This is a genomic window from Bacillus sp. RC240 (genome assembly GCF_044907945.1).
Classification (GTDB): Bacteria; Bacillota; Bacilli; order Bacillales; family Bacillaceae_G; genus Bacillus_A; species Bacillus_A mycoides.
The window spans coordinates 1-18,259 of sequence record NZ_JBIYCT010000010.1; the positions used below are offsets into that span (position 1 = coordinate 1).

General features: G+C 35.5%; 17 protein-coding genes. 3 read left to right on the forward strand and 14 right to left on the reverse strand.

What is annotated here, in order from left to right; genetic code table 11:
- Window positions 1-210 precede the first annotated feature (210 nt).
- Entirely contained in the window at window positions 211-1,023 is an 813-nt protein-coding gene (locus ABH955_RS23805) for an undecaprenyl-diphosphate phosphatase (RefSeq protein WP_113937922.1), read from the forward strand.
- Between the two features lie 194 nt (window positions 1,024-1,217).
- Here the strand turns inward: ABH955_RS23805 and ABH955_RS23810 are convergent, their stop codons facing one another.
- A complete protein-coding gene (locus tag ABH955_RS23810; protein ID WP_002134416.1) occupies window positions 1,218-1,421 on the reverse strand; it encodes a hypothetical protein in 204 nt (67 codons plus the stop codon).
- Window positions 1,422-1,593: 172 nt separating this feature from the next.
- Between ABH955_RS23810 and ABH955_RS23815 the strand changes: the two genes are divergently transcribed.
- The gene (locus ABH955_RS23815; protein WP_404448986.1) at window positions 1,594-2,748 is read left to right on the forward strand and encodes a VanZ family protein; all 1,155 of its coding nucleotides are present in this window, start codon (window positions 1,594-1,596) and stop codon (window positions 2,746-2,748) included.
- Window positions 2,749-2,752: 4 nt separating this feature from the next.
- Here ABH955_RS23815 and ABH955_RS23820 read toward each other — a convergent pair whose 3' ends face one another.
- The 6 genes from ABH955_RS23820 to bdhA form a co-directional block, all read right to left on the reverse strand.
- Window positions 2,753-4,066: a D-arabinono-1,4-lactone oxidase gene (locus ABH955_RS23820; protein WP_404491749.1), complete on the reverse strand. Its 1,314-nt coding sequence runs from the start codon at window positions 4,064-4,066 to the stop codon at window positions 2,753-2,755.
- Complete coding sequence (locus ABH955_RS23825) at window positions 4,054-5,226, reverse strand: amino acid deaminase/aldolase (RefSeq protein WP_404491750.1); 1,173 nt, start codon at window positions 5,224-5,226, stop codon at window positions 4,054-4,056. Before ABH955_RS23825 ends, ABH955_RS23820 begins: the two co-directional genes overlap by 13 nt.
- Window positions 5,227-5,339: 113 nt before the next feature.
- Window positions 5,340-6,341 (reverse strand): sphingomyelinase C, encoded by a 1,002-nt coding sequence (gene sph / locus ABH955_RS23830; RefSeq protein WP_404457187.1) that lies wholly within the window; start codon window positions 6,339-6,341, stop codon window positions 5,340-5,342.
- 77 nt (window positions 6,342-6,418) lie between these two features.
- Entirely contained in the window at window positions 6,419-7,270 is an 852-nt protein-coding gene (gene cerA / locus ABH955_RS23835; protein WP_404448994.1) for a phospholipase CerA, read from the reverse strand.
- 265 nt (window positions 7,271-7,535) lie between these two features.
- The gene (locus ABH955_RS23840; RefSeq protein WP_002090921.1) at window positions 7,536-7,880 is read right to left on the reverse strand and encodes a potassium channel family protein; all 345 of its coding nucleotides are present in this window, start codon (window positions 7,878-7,880) and stop codon (window positions 7,536-7,538) included.
- A gap of 118 nt (window positions 7,881-7,998) precedes the next feature.
- Window positions 7,999-9,051, reverse strand: coding sequence for a (R,R)-butanediol dehydrogenase (bdhA, locus tag ABH955_RS23845; protein WP_000645834.1), 1,053 nt, complete (start codon window positions 9,049-9,051; stop codon window positions 7,999-8,001).
- Between the two features lie 226 nt (window positions 9,052-9,277).
- Here bdhA and ABH955_RS23850 point away from each other — a divergent pair, with 226 nt between their 5' ends.
- Entirely contained in the window at window positions 9,278-10,432 is a 1,155-nt protein-coding gene (locus tag ABH955_RS23850) for an MFS transporter (RefSeq protein ID WP_404457185.1), read from the forward strand.
- 18 nt (window positions 10,433-10,450) lie between these two features.
- Here the strand turns inward: ABH955_RS23850 and ABH955_RS23855 are convergent, their stop codons facing one another.
- The 7 genes from ABH955_RS23855 to rbsA form a co-directional block, all read right to left on the reverse strand.
- On the reverse strand, window positions 10,451-10,780 hold the full coding sequence (locus ABH955_RS23855; protein ID WP_404449001.1) for a hypothetical protein: 330 nt from the start codon (window positions 10,778-10,780) through the stop codon (window positions 10,451-10,453).
- 49 nt (window positions 10,781-10,829) lie between these two features.
- Window positions 10,830-11,171, reverse strand: coding sequence for a hypothetical protein (locus tag ABH955_RS23860; RefSeq protein WP_002029794.1), 342 nt, complete (start codon window positions 11,169-11,171; stop codon window positions 10,830-10,832).
- A gap of 330 nt (window positions 11,172-11,501) precedes the next feature.
- Window positions 11,502-13,895: a M6 family metalloprotease immune inhibitor InhA2 gene (gene inhA2 / locus ABH955_RS23865; protein WP_404491752.1), complete on the reverse strand. Its 2,394-nt coding sequence runs from the start codon at window positions 13,893-13,895 to the stop codon at window positions 11,502-11,504.
- 298 nt (window positions 13,896-14,193) lie between these two features.
- Entirely contained in the window at window positions 14,194-14,841 is a 648-nt protein-coding gene (gene fsa, locus ABH955_RS23870) for a fructose-6-phosphate aldolase (RefSeq protein WP_000667669.1), read from the reverse strand.
- A 38-nt stretch (window positions 14,842-14,879) separates the two neighbouring features.
- Window positions 14,880-15,803, reverse strand: a complete 924-nt coding sequence (gene rbsB, locus ABH955_RS23875; RefSeq protein WP_002125255.1) for a ribose ABC transporter substrate-binding protein RbsB — start codon at window positions 15,801-15,803, stop codon at window positions 14,880-14,882.
- 14 nt (window positions 15,804-15,817) lie between these two features.
- Window positions 15,818-16,753, reverse strand: coding sequence for an ABC transporter permease subunit (locus tag ABH955_RS23880; protein ID WP_002029798.1), 936 nt, complete (start codon window positions 16,751-16,753; stop codon window positions 15,818-15,820).
- A gap of 3 nt (window positions 16,754-16,756) precedes the next feature.
- Complete coding sequence (gene rbsA / locus ABH955_RS23885) at window positions 16,757-18,241, reverse strand: ribose ABC transporter ATP-binding protein RbsA (protein ID WP_404491765.1); 1,485 nt, start codon at window positions 18,239-18,241, stop codon at window positions 16,757-16,759.
- Window positions 18,242-18,259 lie beyond the last annotated feature (18 nt).

Here is an 18,259-nt window from a genome sequence, read left to right on the forward strand (position 1 = left end):
GTCTTCAAACGAAAAACACCTCCATTGAATTTGCATACTTAGTATGCGAATTCAGGAGGTGTTTTTTTCATGTACCACTATTCGGGTTCACTTCAATCGCTATAAGGGGTTTTTATTATATTTCGAATATTTATTCCTTCTCAATATTCATCTATATCTTTGTTATAATGGAAAAGTTATTTCTTTCGACTAATACACAAGGAGGATGTTATGGAACAATTTTATTACATTTTAAAATATTTAATTCTTGGTCTATTCCAAGGACTAACAGAACCAATTCCGATTTCTTCAAGCGGTCACCTCGTTTTAGCACAGCATTTGCTAGGACTAAAAATAGAAGGATTTAGCTTTGAGCTACTTGTTAATTCAGCTTCATTATTAGCTGTATTACTTATTTATAGAAATGACTTAATTCGTCTAACAAAGAATGGTCTATCTTATATATTCACAAGAGCAGAAGATGCAAAATCAGATTTTTTCTTTATTATTTACCTTGTTATTGCAACCATTCCAGCAGGTGTAATTGGAGTTTTATTTAAAGATTATATCGACCACTATTTAAAAGGTGTTAAAATGGTTGGGGTTTCCCTTCTTATTACTGCTATCGGCCTTTGGATTATTCGAAACTTGCGTGGACGTAAAAGTGATGGCGACCTTTCTATGAAAGATGCAATCATTATTGGTCTAGCACAAGCTTGCGCACTAATTCCTGGTATAAGCAGGTCAGGTGCTACAATCGTAGCAGCAATGTTACTTGGTATGAAGCAAGAAACCGCTCTTCGTTTCTCATTCTTACTATACATCCCTGTTAGCTTAGGTGGTTTATTGTTAAGTATTACAGACATTGCAAACGATCCAAATTTAGATACATTATTTGTACCTTATATTGTTGCTTTCATCGCAACATTTGTCATGACATATATTTCATTAAAATGGTTTATGAACATTATGGCGAAAGGAAATTTAAAATATTTCTCTTTCTACTGTATTATCGTAGGTGTGCTAACTATCATTTTCTTATAAAGTGAAACTTTAATCAGTGGGGGTTTTGTTCATCCCCCCTGATTATTAGCCCTCACCAATCGGGATTTTACGGGCAGCAGGGCTCCCACCTAACTTCTTTGCTCCGGTCGAATTTTGAGGTGGAAGTTTTACTGCCCACAAATAGCGGGATAAAAAAAGCCTCTTACTGCCCTCATACAGTAAGAGGTTTTTCCTTATGCATAAACTTTCTTTTCCTGACAATACAAGCGAATAACATGTGTATTTTTTTGAAACAAATCATGTGTTAAGCGAATAATAATAAAATTTCGTTTTGTATTATCATCATGAACAAAAATCTGTTCTCCCTCTTGAAAACGCCACGCGCTTTCAAAAGTTGTAATATGATCCCCACTTACAGAAAAAAGCTCATATCGCATGTCTTGTACCCTCTCTCAACTTATAATAATCATAATATCCTTATATTAAATTTAGTATAACTTAATTTCGATAAAATTTGTAATTCTTTCTATTTCGAAATATTTTAACTTTGTTTTAAACTCCTTTTAGCGCTATAATGATAAACGAATTTTCATTGAAAGGAGTTTCATTTTGACTGCATATTTATTTCCAGTAAAAACAGCATTTATTTTATTTCCTATTTTAGCAATGTTTCTCTTAATCCCTTTTTTAATATTTAATTATCGAAAATACGGTTATTTAAATAAATGGCGTTCATTTATTTTGTATTCATTACTACTCTATTTATTAAATGCCTATTTTCTTGTTATTTTGCCGTTACCACAAACGTATGATACTTGTAGCCTACAACCCGCTAATACACAGCATATGCAACTCTCACCATTTTATTTCATACAAGAGATTAGTAATCATACATCGGCAATTTTAACGAAACCTACTACTTATTTCTTGTTATTAAAAGAATCTGCATTTTTACAAGTTGCTTTTAACGTTCTATTAACCGTTCCATTCGGTATTTACTTACGTTATTATTTCCGACGTAGTTTCTTCCAAACAGTGTGCATTTCTTTTTGCCTTTCACTGTTCTTTGAATTAACACAAGTAACTGGATTATATGGTATTTATAATTGTGCATATCGCTTATTCGATATCGACGATCTGTTTTTAAACACACTAGGCGGCGTAATCGGTTTTATCATTGCACCAATATTTACGTACTTCCTGCCAAAAACAAGCGAATTAGATAGTCATATTGATTTGGAAACGAAACCAGTCGGATTCGTTCGTCGTCTCCTCGCTATGCAAATTGATTGGATTTTCTTATCTATCGTTGTACCTTTCATTAAAAACAAAGGAAACTCACTATTTATTTCTAACATCCAATCTTATACAAATGTATACGAATTCCTTTTCATTACATGTTCAATCTTAATTTACTTTATTATCATCCCATATTTTACAAATGGAAGAACAATAGGGAAAGCGTTGCTTCGTATTTACATTAAAGGACAAGCAGAGCGTATTACACTAAAAGAATTATTCATTCGTTACGGTATATTCTATTTCATTTTAGGTGGAATCAATTACATTCTTTCTAGTAGCTCTATTTTAAATCATACAGAGCCTTTAGTATTACTAGTTATACTGTTATTCCAATTTGTAATTAACGGGCTATTTATTATTCATGTTTTATTACATGTATTTAGCAGTGATAAATTACTATTTTATGAGCGTATTAGTCATACAAGAAATGCAATTACACTTAAAAAAGCTGACAAATACTAATTTGTCAGCTTTTTTTCATAATCGTAAATAACTTTTCTGTATAAGGGCTTAAAAATATTCCTGTTTCATCTAGTGACTTCCTCACTTTTAGAAACGAATGCAATTCTGGATATATATTTTGCAATTTTTCGTACGTTAACGTATGCATTTTCCCCCAATGCGGGCGCCCTTCATACTTTAGAAAAATTTTCTCCACTTCACCAAAATAAGCGGCATACTTCATACCTTTATACATATGAACAGCTATATACGCTGAGTCTCTTCCATACGCTGGACTGAGCCATATATCATCATCTCTCACATACCGGCATTCAATCGGGAAGTGCACCTTATACTTTTTCTTTTCAATAAGATTTGAGATTTCTTCTACAACAGCCCTCATATACTTTGAAGGGACACTGTACTCCATTTCATAAAATGGAACTGTACGTGATGTAGCGAACACTTCATAGCTTGGTCCAATTATTTTCATGTTCGGTACAGCCTTAGCTGATAATCGGCTTACTCCTTTACTTATAGAAGGAAACCATTTACACCCTTTAGATAATAAAGAGAACATCTTATTTTCAAGTAACTCCACCTTTAGTTTATGCCATTTCAAATCACTTTCTTTACTCGTTGTTTCGTTTGTAAATTTCACTTGCACTTCATCTGAATAAGGAAAAACGAAAAATTCAAAATGACGATTCTTCTTATATTCTTCTATTTTGTTCATTACAGTAGACAATGATTGTTTTTCACTTTCATAAACGAGAGAATACGCTGGGATAACCTTCAATTTTATCTTTACAATGATACCTAGCATTCCAAGTGACAACTGAAATGCTTTCCAATATTCGGCGTTCTCGGTTTCTGAACAAACTATACTCTCACCTGTTGATAAAACTGCCGTGATCTCTATAACTTGTGTTGATAAACTCCCAAATGTAACACCCGTCCCATGAGTCCCCGTACTAATCGCTCCTGCAATAGATTGTGAATCAATATCCCCTAAATTTTCTTGCGCATAACCTTTTTCCTGAAGTAACTTCCCTAAATCATGTAGCTTTGTTCCCGCCCATACTTCGACAACCATCTTCTCTGCATCAATATTCCCAATGCCCTTCAATTCATCTAAAGAAACTAAAATTTCTTCCGTTTGCACAAGAGGTGTAAACGAATGCCCTGAACCGACAACACGAATTTTCTTTCCTTTTTTTCGTGCAAGCCCCACAACTTCTACTACATCTTGTATACTTTTTGGATACATCGTATAATGCGGTGTGCCTTCTACATTCCCTGTCCAATTTCTCCATTTTTGTCCCTTTATAGAAAGCATTGTCCATCCCCCCGATATGTTGAATACTCTCCAACAATTTCCCCTTGTTTAATGCGATACAAAACAGGAAAGCGTTCACATAACTCTCCAGCTTTACTATGGCGAAACAAGATAGAATCTCCTATATCCACTCGTTCCTCACCGTTATAAAAAATTGGCGTTTGCACTTCACCAGCACCTTCTAAAGCTAATAGTTTTGCACCATGCGGCATCCAAACCTCAGGCTCTTTATCTTTACCAACTGCACCTGAGGCAATATATCCGCCACCGAGGCAAGTATAAATAAAAGGATCCGGTTTACGTACAACTGGTAAAGCAAATCCGACAGCTGGCTGAAATTTTACTTCTTTATAATAATCAAATAGTTTCGGGGAATAAAAAGCAGAACCTATTGTAATCTCTGAAACTGAGTTATCTTGCTCAGTTGTTTTTATACTTCCTGTTCCTCCCCCATTTACAAATCTTAGTTTAATACCAAGGTTTTGTATTTCTTTTACGATACGTCCCCTTCTTTCTTTAACCTCTAATACTGATTTCTTCTTTAAATACGAAACCACTTTACTTTTCATCCATTGATTCGGTATATGATCCCCCACCCCGGCAATTTGAGCTTCATATCCCATTACACCATCTAGTATTAAATATGATGAGCCCTTCACCTTTTCTACTATTTTCAAAGCGCTCTGCACATCTTTTACCGGGGATCTTTTTACACCAAAATGAATTTTTAAAAAACGACTACTCATATCAATATCCAAACAAACGCGAAAACACCCTTTAGACTTCTCAGCAATCTTTTCTAAATAAGTAATATGGTCTTCACAATCCACCATACAAGTTATAATGTGCCCTTGCTTTGTTAGCAAACTAATTTCATGTAAAGCTCTTTCATCATAAACAGGATATCCGAGCAATAAATCATTAAATCCTTGTTCAATTAAAAACAAAGCTTCTCTAGGAGAAAAACACATAATACCTTGAAACCGATTATTTGCAGCTAAAATCTTTTTCATAACTGGAACAGAGCGTAATGATTTACTCGCTATACGAATTTTCTTATCTCCACTTAACTCTATAATCGATTGAATATTCCTCTCTAAAGCCACTTCATCTAAAAATGCACACGGTAATGGAACTTCCTTAAAAATTCCTCTATCCACATTTTTCTCTCCTCTTCTATATATGTCTTATACATATTGGAAAGAAAAAATGATTTTCCTGTTTTCAAATAAAAAAAGTTTCTTCTTCACGAAGAAACTTTTTTAAGACTACTCTATTTCATAGAAATAGTCGCCTCTACTGGATAATGATCAGAGTAATCATTATATGTATATTCTTTGAGCCATGACGTAACAGTCCATTGTGGCGATTTCGACTGTAACACCTTATTCTCTATATACGATGGATTAGCATGGTCCTTACTTGTAATAATATAATCTAAATACTCGGCAGGGCTATCGGGGAAGTTATATTTCGCAATACTGTTTGTCGTCGCATCCCAAGTTGCAGTATATCCAGTATAAGATGGAATAGAGGCGTGCAATGTTTTGAACATGGATGCGTACTCTGAGTCACTATTATTCTCAGCATTTATTTTATTTACATTCATATCACCACCAATTAACACATACTCGTTATTTGGTATATTTTTATTTTTAATAAACTCTTGAATTTCTTGTAGCTGTTTTGTACGTACAGATGCTGGCGAAGTATTTCCACACATACTATCTTCAGCTTGTAAATGAGTCCCAATCACATGTACAAAACGATCATTTTTCTTAACTTTTGTGTATACAAATCCTTTATTTGATAAGTTATCTGGTCCACAGCCTTTTTCAAATACATATTGAATCTTTTCAACAATTGGCCATTTACTCACAATCGCTACACCTCCATCTTCAGGAGTCGAAGATGAATAGTTTCCTAACGTCTTATCCCACTCGCTTCCACTACTACGACCTAATACTGCCGTTTGATTTGGATATTCTTTCTTCAAATTTCCTAATAAGCGATTTGAAGCACTATTATCAAACACTTCATTTAATATAACAACATCTTGATTCTTTATATAATCTGCTGCTCCAATTAAATCAGCACGCTCATTTTGTCCCCAGTTGGGATATAGGTTTGTTGATAGCATGTATACATTATGCGTCATAACTTTTAACGTATCATTTTGATTTGTGGACATTTCTGCTTGAACGGAAGATCCGCTATATAAAGCTGCTAGACCAATCCCAAAGCTTAGTACACCTTTTAGCAATTCACTTTTCACAATTCATATCCTCCGTTTACTGTATAGTGATAAAAAGGCCAAATACTCTATTCTGAGATTTGACCTTTCTCCAATACTTAACGATTTCCGTACGTATCAAACCAAAGCTGAATGTATCCAGCAGTTACACGTTGCGCTTCCATTAATCGCTTACCAGTCATTGGTGTAACTTCAGCGCGCCATTTGTCGGCATAACTTTGTGATACAGCAGCTTGCACGAACCAACTTTTCGTATTACTATTTACGATACCAGGGAAATCTTGTTTCGCAGCTACCGCAGCACCATGAATCCAATCTTCAGGGTTTATACCTTTCCAATTCCAATATCCATTTCCGTCCGTTACTTTGTAATTATCTTTAATCGTATCTACAAAGTTTTCATATTTAGAATGGAATCCTTGTGGATAAGAAATATTCGTAAAGTTTGCTGCATGCATCGGTTGATTTACATCACCTAAATAATGAAGAGATAACCCTAAATAGAAGAATGCTTGTTTCATATCTTTATTTTTATAAGATTCACCAGCTAATTTAAAATACTTAGCTCCAGTTTCCTTCGCTTGCTTTGCAAGTGGAATGTATGTACTTCCATCGTCTGGATCATAGAAATGTGACGCAAATGTACTATTGTCATAATAAGGATTTTCATAATCAGCAGAATAAATGCCATTTTCTAAATCTGTGCGCCATTCATTTAATAGTGCAACTTGATCTTGTTTTACAATTGTCGTATTACGGGACATAATATCAATAGCACGGTTTACAATCCATAAATGAGAATTTACACCTTCTGAGTGTTTATCTTCCGCAGACCAATACTGAGTAATAATCGCTCTACTTTCTTCATTCTTTTCATGTGCAAAAGCTACATTTTGTAATGGCGCTACTAACGTAATAGCTGCTGCTAAAGCAAGTACTTTCTTTTTCATCTGAAATCCTCCATTTTATAATAGAATTATTGTAAAGATTTTTGTTAGGATCCTACGATGTCTTACGGTTAACCTATGACTAGAATATCCCACCTTTCGTGAAAATTCTATCAATAAATTAAAATATGCAAATGTTCATATCACTATAACTTTATACATAGCGAACGTAATGAATGAATGCACTTACATTGTAATACAGTATTGTTAAGCTACTGCAAATACTTGTCTAAACTAATGTAAAAAAAGAGTAAAGCGATTAACCGCTTTACTCTTTTTTTCTTTTCGATAATACACTTGGCAGTTGCACATTAACTGCCAATTTATGAATAAATCCAAACACTAATCCAATCCCGATAAATATGTATAAGATCGTAAATACCTTTCCGAAATCAGTTTGCGGACTAAAATTCCCATCACCGACAGTCGTCAACGTAACCACACTAAAATATAGGGCGTCAAGAGGACGTAATCCTTCAACTGTACTATAAAAAATCGTACCAGATGTTAATGTTAAAAATGTTAATACGAATAATACTTGAAATTCTTTATCTTTCCACGCTCGTAAACAAGCTTTTAGCATCCGTTTCAATGTCAACATAAATGAAAGCATTAGACTTCCCCTTCCAAACAAAATACCTGTAGTTAAAGGAAAGTCTATCACCTTTCTGTATAGAAAAAAAGTAGCCCTCTTCTATTTCTAGAAAAGGGCTACTTTTTACTATTCTCTATTATTTAGGTGAAACAAGAATTTTCACTTGTGTTTTATCTTTTACAAGTGCTTCAAATCCTTCTTCAACAACTTGATCCACTGTGATTTTTTTCGTAATTAATTTCTCTGCTTGAATTTGGCCAGAGCTAATTAATTTAATAACAGCTGGGAAGATATGACGGTATCCAAGAATACCGATAACTTCTTTTTCTTTTAGTACAAGGTTGTTTGGCGTAATTGTCGCATCTTTTTCCCACACACTAACAATTACAGTTTGTCCTTCAAAACTTGTACTTTCAATCGCTTGACGAAGTACTACTTCGACACCTGTTACTTCAAAGCTCACATTTACACCTAAACCATTTGTTAAGTTACGAATTTCTGCTAGTACATCTTGAGTTGCTGGATTTAATACGTAATCAGCACCTGCTAATTTAGCTAGCTCTTGACGTTCTTTAGAAAGTTCCACTGCGATAACAGGAGTTGCTCCTGCTGCTTTTGCTGCTTGGATTACAAGAAGCCCAATCGGACCACAACCAAATACCGCTACAGCTTCTCCCTCTTTTAATTTACTTTGACGTACTGCATGAACTGCTACTGCTGCTGGTTCTACAAGCGCACCTTGCTCATACGTCATTTCGTCTGGAATATGATGAACCATATCTTCTGGTACTACTGTATATTCAGAGAAACCGCCGCCTTCTCCGCCAAGACCGTGGAAAACAAGTTGTTCACAAACATTGTAATGTCCGTGTTTACAAGCTTCACATTTACCACAAGAATAAATTGGTTCTACAACGACGCGATCTCCCACTTTATGAGAAGTAACGCCTTCACCGATTTCAACTACCTCACCACTAAACTCATGACCTAAAATAACCGGTGCTTTTACGTGTGTTAATGGGTGCTCTTCTGTTGGAATAAAAATAGGTCCTGCTAAATATTCATGCAAGTCTGTTCCGCAGATACCACACCATTTAACTTTAATCTTAACTGCTCCTGGTCTTACAGTTGGTTCTGGTACTTCTTCTACTCGTACATCACGTTGATTATGCCAAAGTAGTGCTTTCATTTTATACATCCCTCTCTACGTATATACTTAACCTGGTGAAGTTTGCAAATCTATTATAATACTTCCATCCATATATTTCAAAAAAACAATCTCATTTTCACTAATTTTTAACAAATAACGTTCAATATTTTGTCACTTTGTACTTTTTTCCACATCTGTTAATGCTAATTTCATTGCGGTTGAAATTAGCATTATGCCATAATAGCATAGGAGAGGTGAATATCGCTTGAAATATTTTATTTACTTTATTGTTATCGTAGCGTTTTTAGATACATTTTCACAATTACCTATTATGAGTACTTTCGCTCAAAGTCTTGGAGGAACCCCTCTTGTTATCGGGCTAGTTATCGGTATGTACTCATTCGCTAATATGATCGGTAATATTATCGCTGGAGCCGCTGTCGATAAATTTGGTGCAAAAAAAATCCTTTATATAAGCATGGGAATTACGAGTTTCATAGTCTTGTTATACACCGTTGTTCAAAGTGGTGAACAACTATTAGTTGTGCGCTTTATACACGGTTTTAGTGACGGATTTTTAATTCCTGCTGCCTTTACGTTTTTATCAAAGCAAACGAATTCAGCAAGGCAAGGTAAAGCAATGGCTCTATCTGGTGCCGCTGTTGGAACAGCTGCAATCGTAGGACCTGCTTTCAGCGGCATTATGAAAGCAACAGCTGGTATAGAGTGGGTGTTCATTACTATTTCTATTTTAATGGTCCTTGGTACAATCGTATCTCTATTCTTCTTACCAAATAACGTATCAAGAAAAGATACATCAAGAACACAAATGATGAACAAAGAAGATATGATTGAACTATTGAAATCAGAACCGTTATTACAAGCATATATTGGTGCTTTCACACTAATGTTTTCACAAGGGATTGTCACTTATATGTTACCAGTAAAAGTTGAGGCATTAGCACTTAAAGCATCTACAACAGGCATGATGTTAAGTGTATTCGGAATTACCGCTATCCTCTTCTTCTTACTGCCAACAAATCGCATTTACGATCGATTTAATCGTTCCAAACTAATGCTAATCGGGATTGCAGTAATGGCACTAGCGTTATCTTTACTCGGATTATTTGCAACAAAAGGCATGCTCTTTATCGTTATGATAATTTATGGAATTGGATTCGCTATCCTCTTCCCAGCAATTAATGCTTTACTTGTTGAAAATACAACAGATAGTAACCGAGGGAAAGCATTCGGATTGTTTTATGCATTCTTCTCGTTAGGAGTTGTTGCTGGCTCCTTTACAGTCGGAGCAATCGGGGCATCGCCTAGCGTCAGCTTCGTTATCGGAACTGCATTCTTGTTAACATTTGCTGGAATGATTTTTGTAAGAAGCAAAGTAAAAAAGACAATGATGGGTTAATTCCATCATTGTCTTTTTTTAAAATGCATATTGATATAATCCGTAATATAACGGAAAAGTTGGGATAATGCCAATTAATTTAAATACAAAAGGTAATGGCTCATCTTTCTCTTCATATAATCGTAAAACAAAAACTGCAGTTAAAGTCCAAATGATGCTAAATACGAAGATGCATTGCCAAACGATCGGCTTCAATATTTGTACATCAAAAACAAATCCAAATAGTCCTATCCATGTAATAATAGACACTACAAAATCAAACTTTTGAATCGGTGTTTGAAACATCCCTCTCACTAGCGAAGTAATAGCTAATATCGCTACAATTACCAAATAAATTTTCCACAACATAATGATAATCTCCTATTCAATTCAACTTTTAACTTTTAACTTTTAACTTTTAACTTTTAACTTTCAATAAACCATATTTAATGAATAATATGGCATTATATTTTTCATAGAAATAATACAACGGATAACAAAATAAGAAGAAAATAAGTACGGTTGGTACATTGTCTATAATAGAAAAATGTTTTACTAGCAATTCTTTAATACTCTCTCCAATAATAATAAACAGTGGGATAACACAGATTGCCGCTAATATTAAACATGGTGTTATCCTCATTTCTTTCAGCTTCACCTTACAATGCGGACACCTTAATGAAAAAGGATGTGGGATGTCGATAATATGTTGTGCAGTAATATTCTCTTCACATTGTGGACATGCAATTGTTTCTTTCATTTGTCCCCCCTCCTTTCTACTCATCAAAAAAGAGTTCTATTAAATAGAACTCTTTTTATTGCCTAATATATATTACTTTTGTATATAACCAAATATCAATGTAAATAAACTTACATATAAATGCAATACTACTTGCTCCTTTTAAAAAAGAAAATGAATAAATATCGACGATACTTCGACAATTTCCTCGGAAATATTTCTTTTCCACACATAATTTGATACACTACATATGGATAAACACTTGTATTACATAAGCTAAAATAATAACTTAATGTACAAATAAAAGAGCACACTCTTCATATGAAGAATGTGCTTTTATTTTATCCCGCATTAACGTCTAATCCAAACAGCACCTGCAGACTTATCATCTGCTTGTCCAACAACTTGGAATTTAAGGCCAAGGTTTGGAACTTTGCGTCCTGCGTCAGCAATTTGCTTATTACTGTATACCTTTGAATCATCAAACGTTGTAACACCTTGTAATCCAGTATAATTAAACTGTCCTCGTGTAAATGAATTTACACTCCATGAAGGTGTTTGATCAAATGAAAATGCAGCATCTGCAATTTGAATTCCAGTATTACCGTATGCTGGTTTCCCACCTAAATTTCCAACAATCGCTTCTGGATGAGAATCTACAACACCAAGGAAGCCTTCACCTGGATGTAACCCAACCCAGTTATCTTTGAAACTATCATCTGCATACCAAACGACAAGACCTGTATTATATACCGGACCTTTTCCCGCTTTTAATCCATTATCTGATCCAGCATAGTTTCTCCACTCTAGATAATAATAATGGGGTTTCTGTTCTGTCCCATCAGAAACAACGAATCCATTTAACTTCATTTTAGACTGTCCTTCTGCGTCATCTGAAAATACTACTTGTCCATCAACTGTTACATTTACATTATCCATTGCGAAACCTTTATATGTTAAAGCTGGATCTGTAATATAGTCGAATTGTAGTTTAACTTTCTTCCCTTTAAATTGACTTAAATCGTATGATTTATCAATCCATTTTCCATCTGTTGTATCTTTATCTTCTTGGACTATGTTTTCTCCCAATCTATCAATTAATGTTTTCGTTCCATCTTCAGTTACAGCATGTACTTCGATGAAATCACACTCTGCTTCTAGTTCATAATTCGCTTTATAATCAAATTTTGCATTTGTTCCTTTTGTTAAATCGAAGAATGGTGTTTCTAATGTCGTATGAATATCATCGCCTCTTGTACTATAGTATGCACGCTTTCCAAATCCAGGCTTAATTGTTTCAATACTCTTACCTGGTAAGTTGACACGTACGACACCTGGACGATTTGATTTTGTAACACTTTGATCAATATATGTAGGAACGCCTACACCACTCTTAATTTTATCGTAATCTACTTCTAAAATTTTCGCCCAGTTTCCACCCATATTCTTTTGTAAGAAATCTTTATTTTGTGGTGAAAAACTAGTTGGCTCTGTTCCTGCGATTTTTCCTGTCCAGCTACCTCCACTCATTAATGACCAAGCTTCGACAGGTGATCCCATTCCAGTATAATTCGTATCATACTCATCTGGTAAACCAAGATCATGTCCAAATTCATGTGCAAACACACCTACTGCACCGTCTTCTGGTTCAATTGTGTAATCATGAGCCGCTACTTTTCCATCCCAATAAGGTACTTTAGCTGTTGTTCCTTCAATCGCTACTGGATCCCTTGCTAATTTAGATCGATGTGACCAAATTGCATCATCTCCTAATTTACCACCGCCAGCTTCTTGACCAACACCGGCATGAATTACCATTAAATGATCAATTACACCGTCCGATTCATTAAGATTACCATCGCCATTTGTATCATAACGGTCGAACTGATCGAATTGTGATAAATCTAATCCTTTATCCGCTGCAGCTTTTAATGCTTCTTTCACTAAATCACGCGCACCTTTTGGTCCTTTATTATCGTGACCGCTACTACCATCAGCACCGTAATCAGCAGCTTTTCCTGGCACAGTTAGCCACTCCGTTACATATCCGTCTGTCGTATAACTACCACCAGACTGCTCTTCATAATATTGTTTAAACGTTTTTACTTTCGAACCATCAAATAATGTGTACGGTTCATTACCAAATAACATTTTTTGATAATGCTCTCTACTAAAGTCATTCGAATACATATATCCTGGTGTTTGATCAATATTATTATGTTTATAATCACTAAATTCAACGAGTAATACTAATACTTTATCAGTTCGAACAGACCCTTTATACGGCGCTTGCTTTGCTTTAGAAGTTGGGACTTGTCCATTCAGTTGTTTTTTATTTGGTTCTGGCTTTTGCTCAGGACTCACATTTTTTTCAGGTTTCTTTACTTTCTCCTTTTCCTCCATTTTCTTCTCTTTTACTTTTTTCACGAAATCAGATGCCTCTTTAGCAGTATCCGCTGGAAGAATTTCTTTATTTGCCTGATCCCCTTGCTTCTTTTCAATATATTGCTCTACGGCCTTTTTTGTCTCTTCTTTAGACGATGCTGGATTAATTGTTCCTCTTTCTTTCAGCGCTTCCGCTAAACGATCTTCTTGAATTAAGTTATGATCAATTGGCGTTGTAGACACACCTTCTTTTGCTGACGTTTCTGCATATGCTAACGGAGCACTCATTACAGCTGAGCATCCGATGAGTGTTGCGATCGTTAATGATGACAACACTTTAAATGGCGCTTTTTTTCTCATTTTAATCATCCCCTTGTATCAATCTTAAACTTCAGATAAAAATATGTAATCTATCCTCCCTTGTATAATAAAAGACATGATTCTATAAGAAATAAGCTTTCTGTTATAGAATCATGCCCTCCAGTTTTCTGGTCAGACCCTCTATCTTTTTATGTCGAAATGTGAAAAATAAAGAGTGATTTGTATATATTAAATAGCTTATATTAAAAATTTAAAAGACAATATGCACAATTGCATGAAAATTCTTTCAAACAAAAAAAGAACCCAAGTTAATTAAACTTGGGTTCTCCATTTCGTATTATTTCTCTTGTGTTTTTTCCCAATCAGCTAAGAATTTCTCAATTCCTTGATCTGTTAATGGATGCTTCACTAATGAAGCGATTACGTTTGCTGGGATTGTTGCAATATGTGAACCGTTTAATGCTGCTTCTGTTACATGAACACTGTGACGGACAGATGCTGCAATGATTTCTGTTTCAATGCCGTGAATTGCAAAGATTTCTGCGATTTGGCGAATTAAGTCCATACCGTTATGACCGATATCATCTAGGCGACCTAAGAACGGTGAAACGTATGTCGCACCAGCGCGAGCTGCAAGTAATGCTTGCACTGCTGAGAATACTAATGTAACGTTTGTACGAATTCCTAAATCTGAGAATGCTTTTACTGCTTTTAAGCCTTCTGTTGTCATTGGAACTTTTACAACAACGTTTGGAGCGATTTTTGCTAACTCTTTTCCTTCTTCAATCATTTTATCAGCTTCTAAGCTAATTACTTCTGCGCTTACAGGTCCTTCAATAAAGCTGCAAATTTCACGAATACGCTCATGGAAATCTACGCCTTCTTTTGCTACAAGTGATGGATTTGTCGTTACTCCAGCTACTACACCTAATGCATTTGCCTCTTTAATTTCGTTAATGTTTGCTGTATCAATAAAAAATTTCATTTGTTATTCTTCCTTCCTAATTTTCATTTTATATTTATTTATTTTTTCTTAATAAGCTCTAATTCAATCGGAATAAATTTGTCCACTTTTTTACCTTGTGTTATCTCTTTCGCTGTTTCCATCGCCTTCTCTCCGATTAATTCTGGTTTTTGAGCGACTGTTGCTGCCATACGCCCATCTTTAACCGCTTTTACAGCATCATCTGTTGCATCAAATCCAACAACAACCACATCTGTTTTACCAGCAGATTTCAATGCCTCAATTGCGCCTAATGCCATTTCATCGTTATGAGCAAACACTGCTTTTATATCGCTATTTGCTTGCAAAATATTTTCCATAACGGATAATCCTTTTGCACGATCGAAATCAGCTGCTTGTTTTGCTACTACTTTTAAAGACTTATCAGCTACGTTATGGAATCCTTTCCCACGCTCACGAGCAGCAGACGATCCAGGGATTCCTTCTAACTCAGCAACATTTGTTCCTTCACCAACTAACTCCCGAATGTAATCACTAGCCATTTGACCACCTTCTATATTGTTGGAAGCAATATGAGAAACAACTTTACCTGAATTCGCAACCCGGTCTACTGTAATAACAGGAACATTGGCTGCATTAGCTGCACTTACCGCTGAAGCAACAGCATCTGAATCGGTTGGATTAATAACAATTACATCGACACCTTTTTGAATTAAATCTTCAACATCATTTGTTTGCTTCGCCGCATCATTTTGTGCATCAACAGCAATTAATTCAATGCCGCTATCTTTTGCCTTCTTTTCTGCACCTTTTTTCAACGTGACGAAAAATGGATTATTTAAAGTTGAAACAGAAAATCCAACTTTAATAGTTTTATTTCGACCTTTATCGCTAGAATCCTTTGCCCATTCTGGTGGTTCCATTGAACAACCAGCAGTAACTACCATGATGCATGCAACGAGTATCAGTAACCATTTTTTCATGAATTGCCCCTCCATTACGCTTCTTTTCGACGATCAATTAGTACAGCTAGTAAGATTACAAGTCCTTTTACAACTTGTTGGAAGAAAGAAGATACACCTAATAAATTTAAACCGTTATTTAGTACACCAATAATAAGCACACCGATGAATGTACCAACAATCCATCCTCTTCCACCTGAAAGACTCGTTCCTCCTAACACAACTGCAGCAATTGCATCCAATTCGTAAGAAGTACCAGCAGTCGGCTGTGCAGAATCTAACCTTGATGTTAAGACAATACCTGCAAGCGCTGCCAAAATTCCGGAAAGACCGTAAATCATTACTTTAATTCTCGTAACATTAATACCTGATAAAGCTGCCGCTTCTTCATTTCCACCAATCGCAAACGTACGGCGACCAAACGTTGTTTTCTTTAAAATAAAGTACAGTACTGCAAAAGCGATCATCATTGTAACGGCTGGCACAGGAATACCAAGGAAATAACCACGGCCAAACATTTGGAACATTAAATGATCACCAAGACCGGTGATCGGACGTCCGTCCATATAAACAAGCGTCAACCCGCGAAAAATAGTCATTGTTGCTAAAGTTGCAATAAACGGAGCTACTTTTCCCTTCGCAATAATAATACCGTTTACAATCCCCATTGCAAGACCTGCTAATAATCCAACTACCATTGCAAGGAACGGATCCATGCCACTTGCCATCATTCCGGCAACAAGTGCACTTGATAATGCTAAAATAGAACCTACCGATAAGTCAATACCCCCTGTTAAAATAACGAAGGTCATTCCAAATGCAATGAGTGCATTAATCGATACTTGGCGCAGTATATTAAATAAATTTGGAATTTCAATAAATGCTGGATTTAAAGCTGTAATTACCACGATAATTAATACTAACCCAATTAAAGAACCAAGTTGTTGTAATACATTCCCCTTCTTAGCCATATCTTACTCTCCCCCTGTAGCTAGTGCCATAATAGACTCTTGCGATGCCTGATCTTTCTCTAAAATACCACCGATTTTCCCTTCATGAATAACGAGAACACGATCACTCATTCCTAAAACTTCTGGAAGCTCAGACGATACCATAATAACGGCATCACCCTGCTCAGTAAGCTTATTCATAATAGAGTAAATTTCCTTTTTAGCCCCAACATCTACACCTCTCGTTGGCTCATCTAAAATGAGTAACTGCGGATGAATCCCTAGCCATTTTGCAATTACAATCTTTTGCTGATTTCCACCAGAAAGAGATTTTACAGCTTGCTCTCCGTTTGCTGCTTTCACATTAAGAAGCTTCATCATATCCTCTGTAAATTGCTGTTCTAAAGCTTTATTAACAACGCTTCCCTTTGAAAGACTTTCTAAATTTGGTAAAGCTAAATTTTCACGAATCGAAAAATCTAACACAAGCCCTTCAGATTTTCTATCCTCTGTAATAAAGGCAATTCGTTGTCTAATCGCATCAATTGGACTATCAATTTTTACTTCTTGTCCATTCATGAAAATTTTTCCTGAATCGAGCGGTTCATATCCAAATATTGCTTTCATAATATCCGTGCGACCAGCTCCCATCAAGCCCGCAACACCAAGGATTTCACCTTTTCTAACTTGAAACGAAACATTTTCAAATTTCCCCTTTTTCGTTCCGTTACGCATTTCAAAAATCACTTCGCCAATTTGACTATTTCGCTCTGGATAACGTTGACCAATACTGCGCCCCACCATCATGCTAACTACTTCATCAAAGGATGTTTCTGGAATTAATCTCTTCCCTACATATTCTCCATCACGCAAAATCGTAATGGCATCACATATTGAAAAAATTTCTTCCATCCGGTGTGAAATATAAACGAATGAAACGCCCTCTTTACGTAATTTATTAATAACAATAAACAGCGTTTCAATTTCGCGATCTGTTAATGCTGCTGTAGGTTCATCCATAATAATAACGCTCGCCTTTGTCATTAATGCTTTAGCAATTTCAATAATTTGCTGTTGTCCAACTGATAATTCACCTGCTAGCATAGCACCTCTCACATGTAGACCAAGATCTGCTAATTGTTGCTGGGCAATCGCATTCATTTGACGCGTACGTAAAATGCCCGTTTTCCCATACATTAACTCTTTTCCAAGAAACATATTTTCAGCTACCGTTAAATTCGGTAATATGTTCAACTCTTGATGGATAAATGCAATACCATACTCTTCAGCTTCTTTCGCATTTTTAAAAGTTCGTTCTTTCCCATCAATCATGACTGTTCCACTGTCTTTTTTATATACACCTGTTAAAATCTTCATGAGCGTCGATTTCCCCGCTCCATTTTCCCCCATCAATGCATGGACTTCTCCTGTTTCAATCATAAACTGTGCGTTTTTTAGAACAGGATTACCACTGAACGCTTTTGAAATGTTCTTCATTTCAATATGCATTCTCATCACATCCCTCTA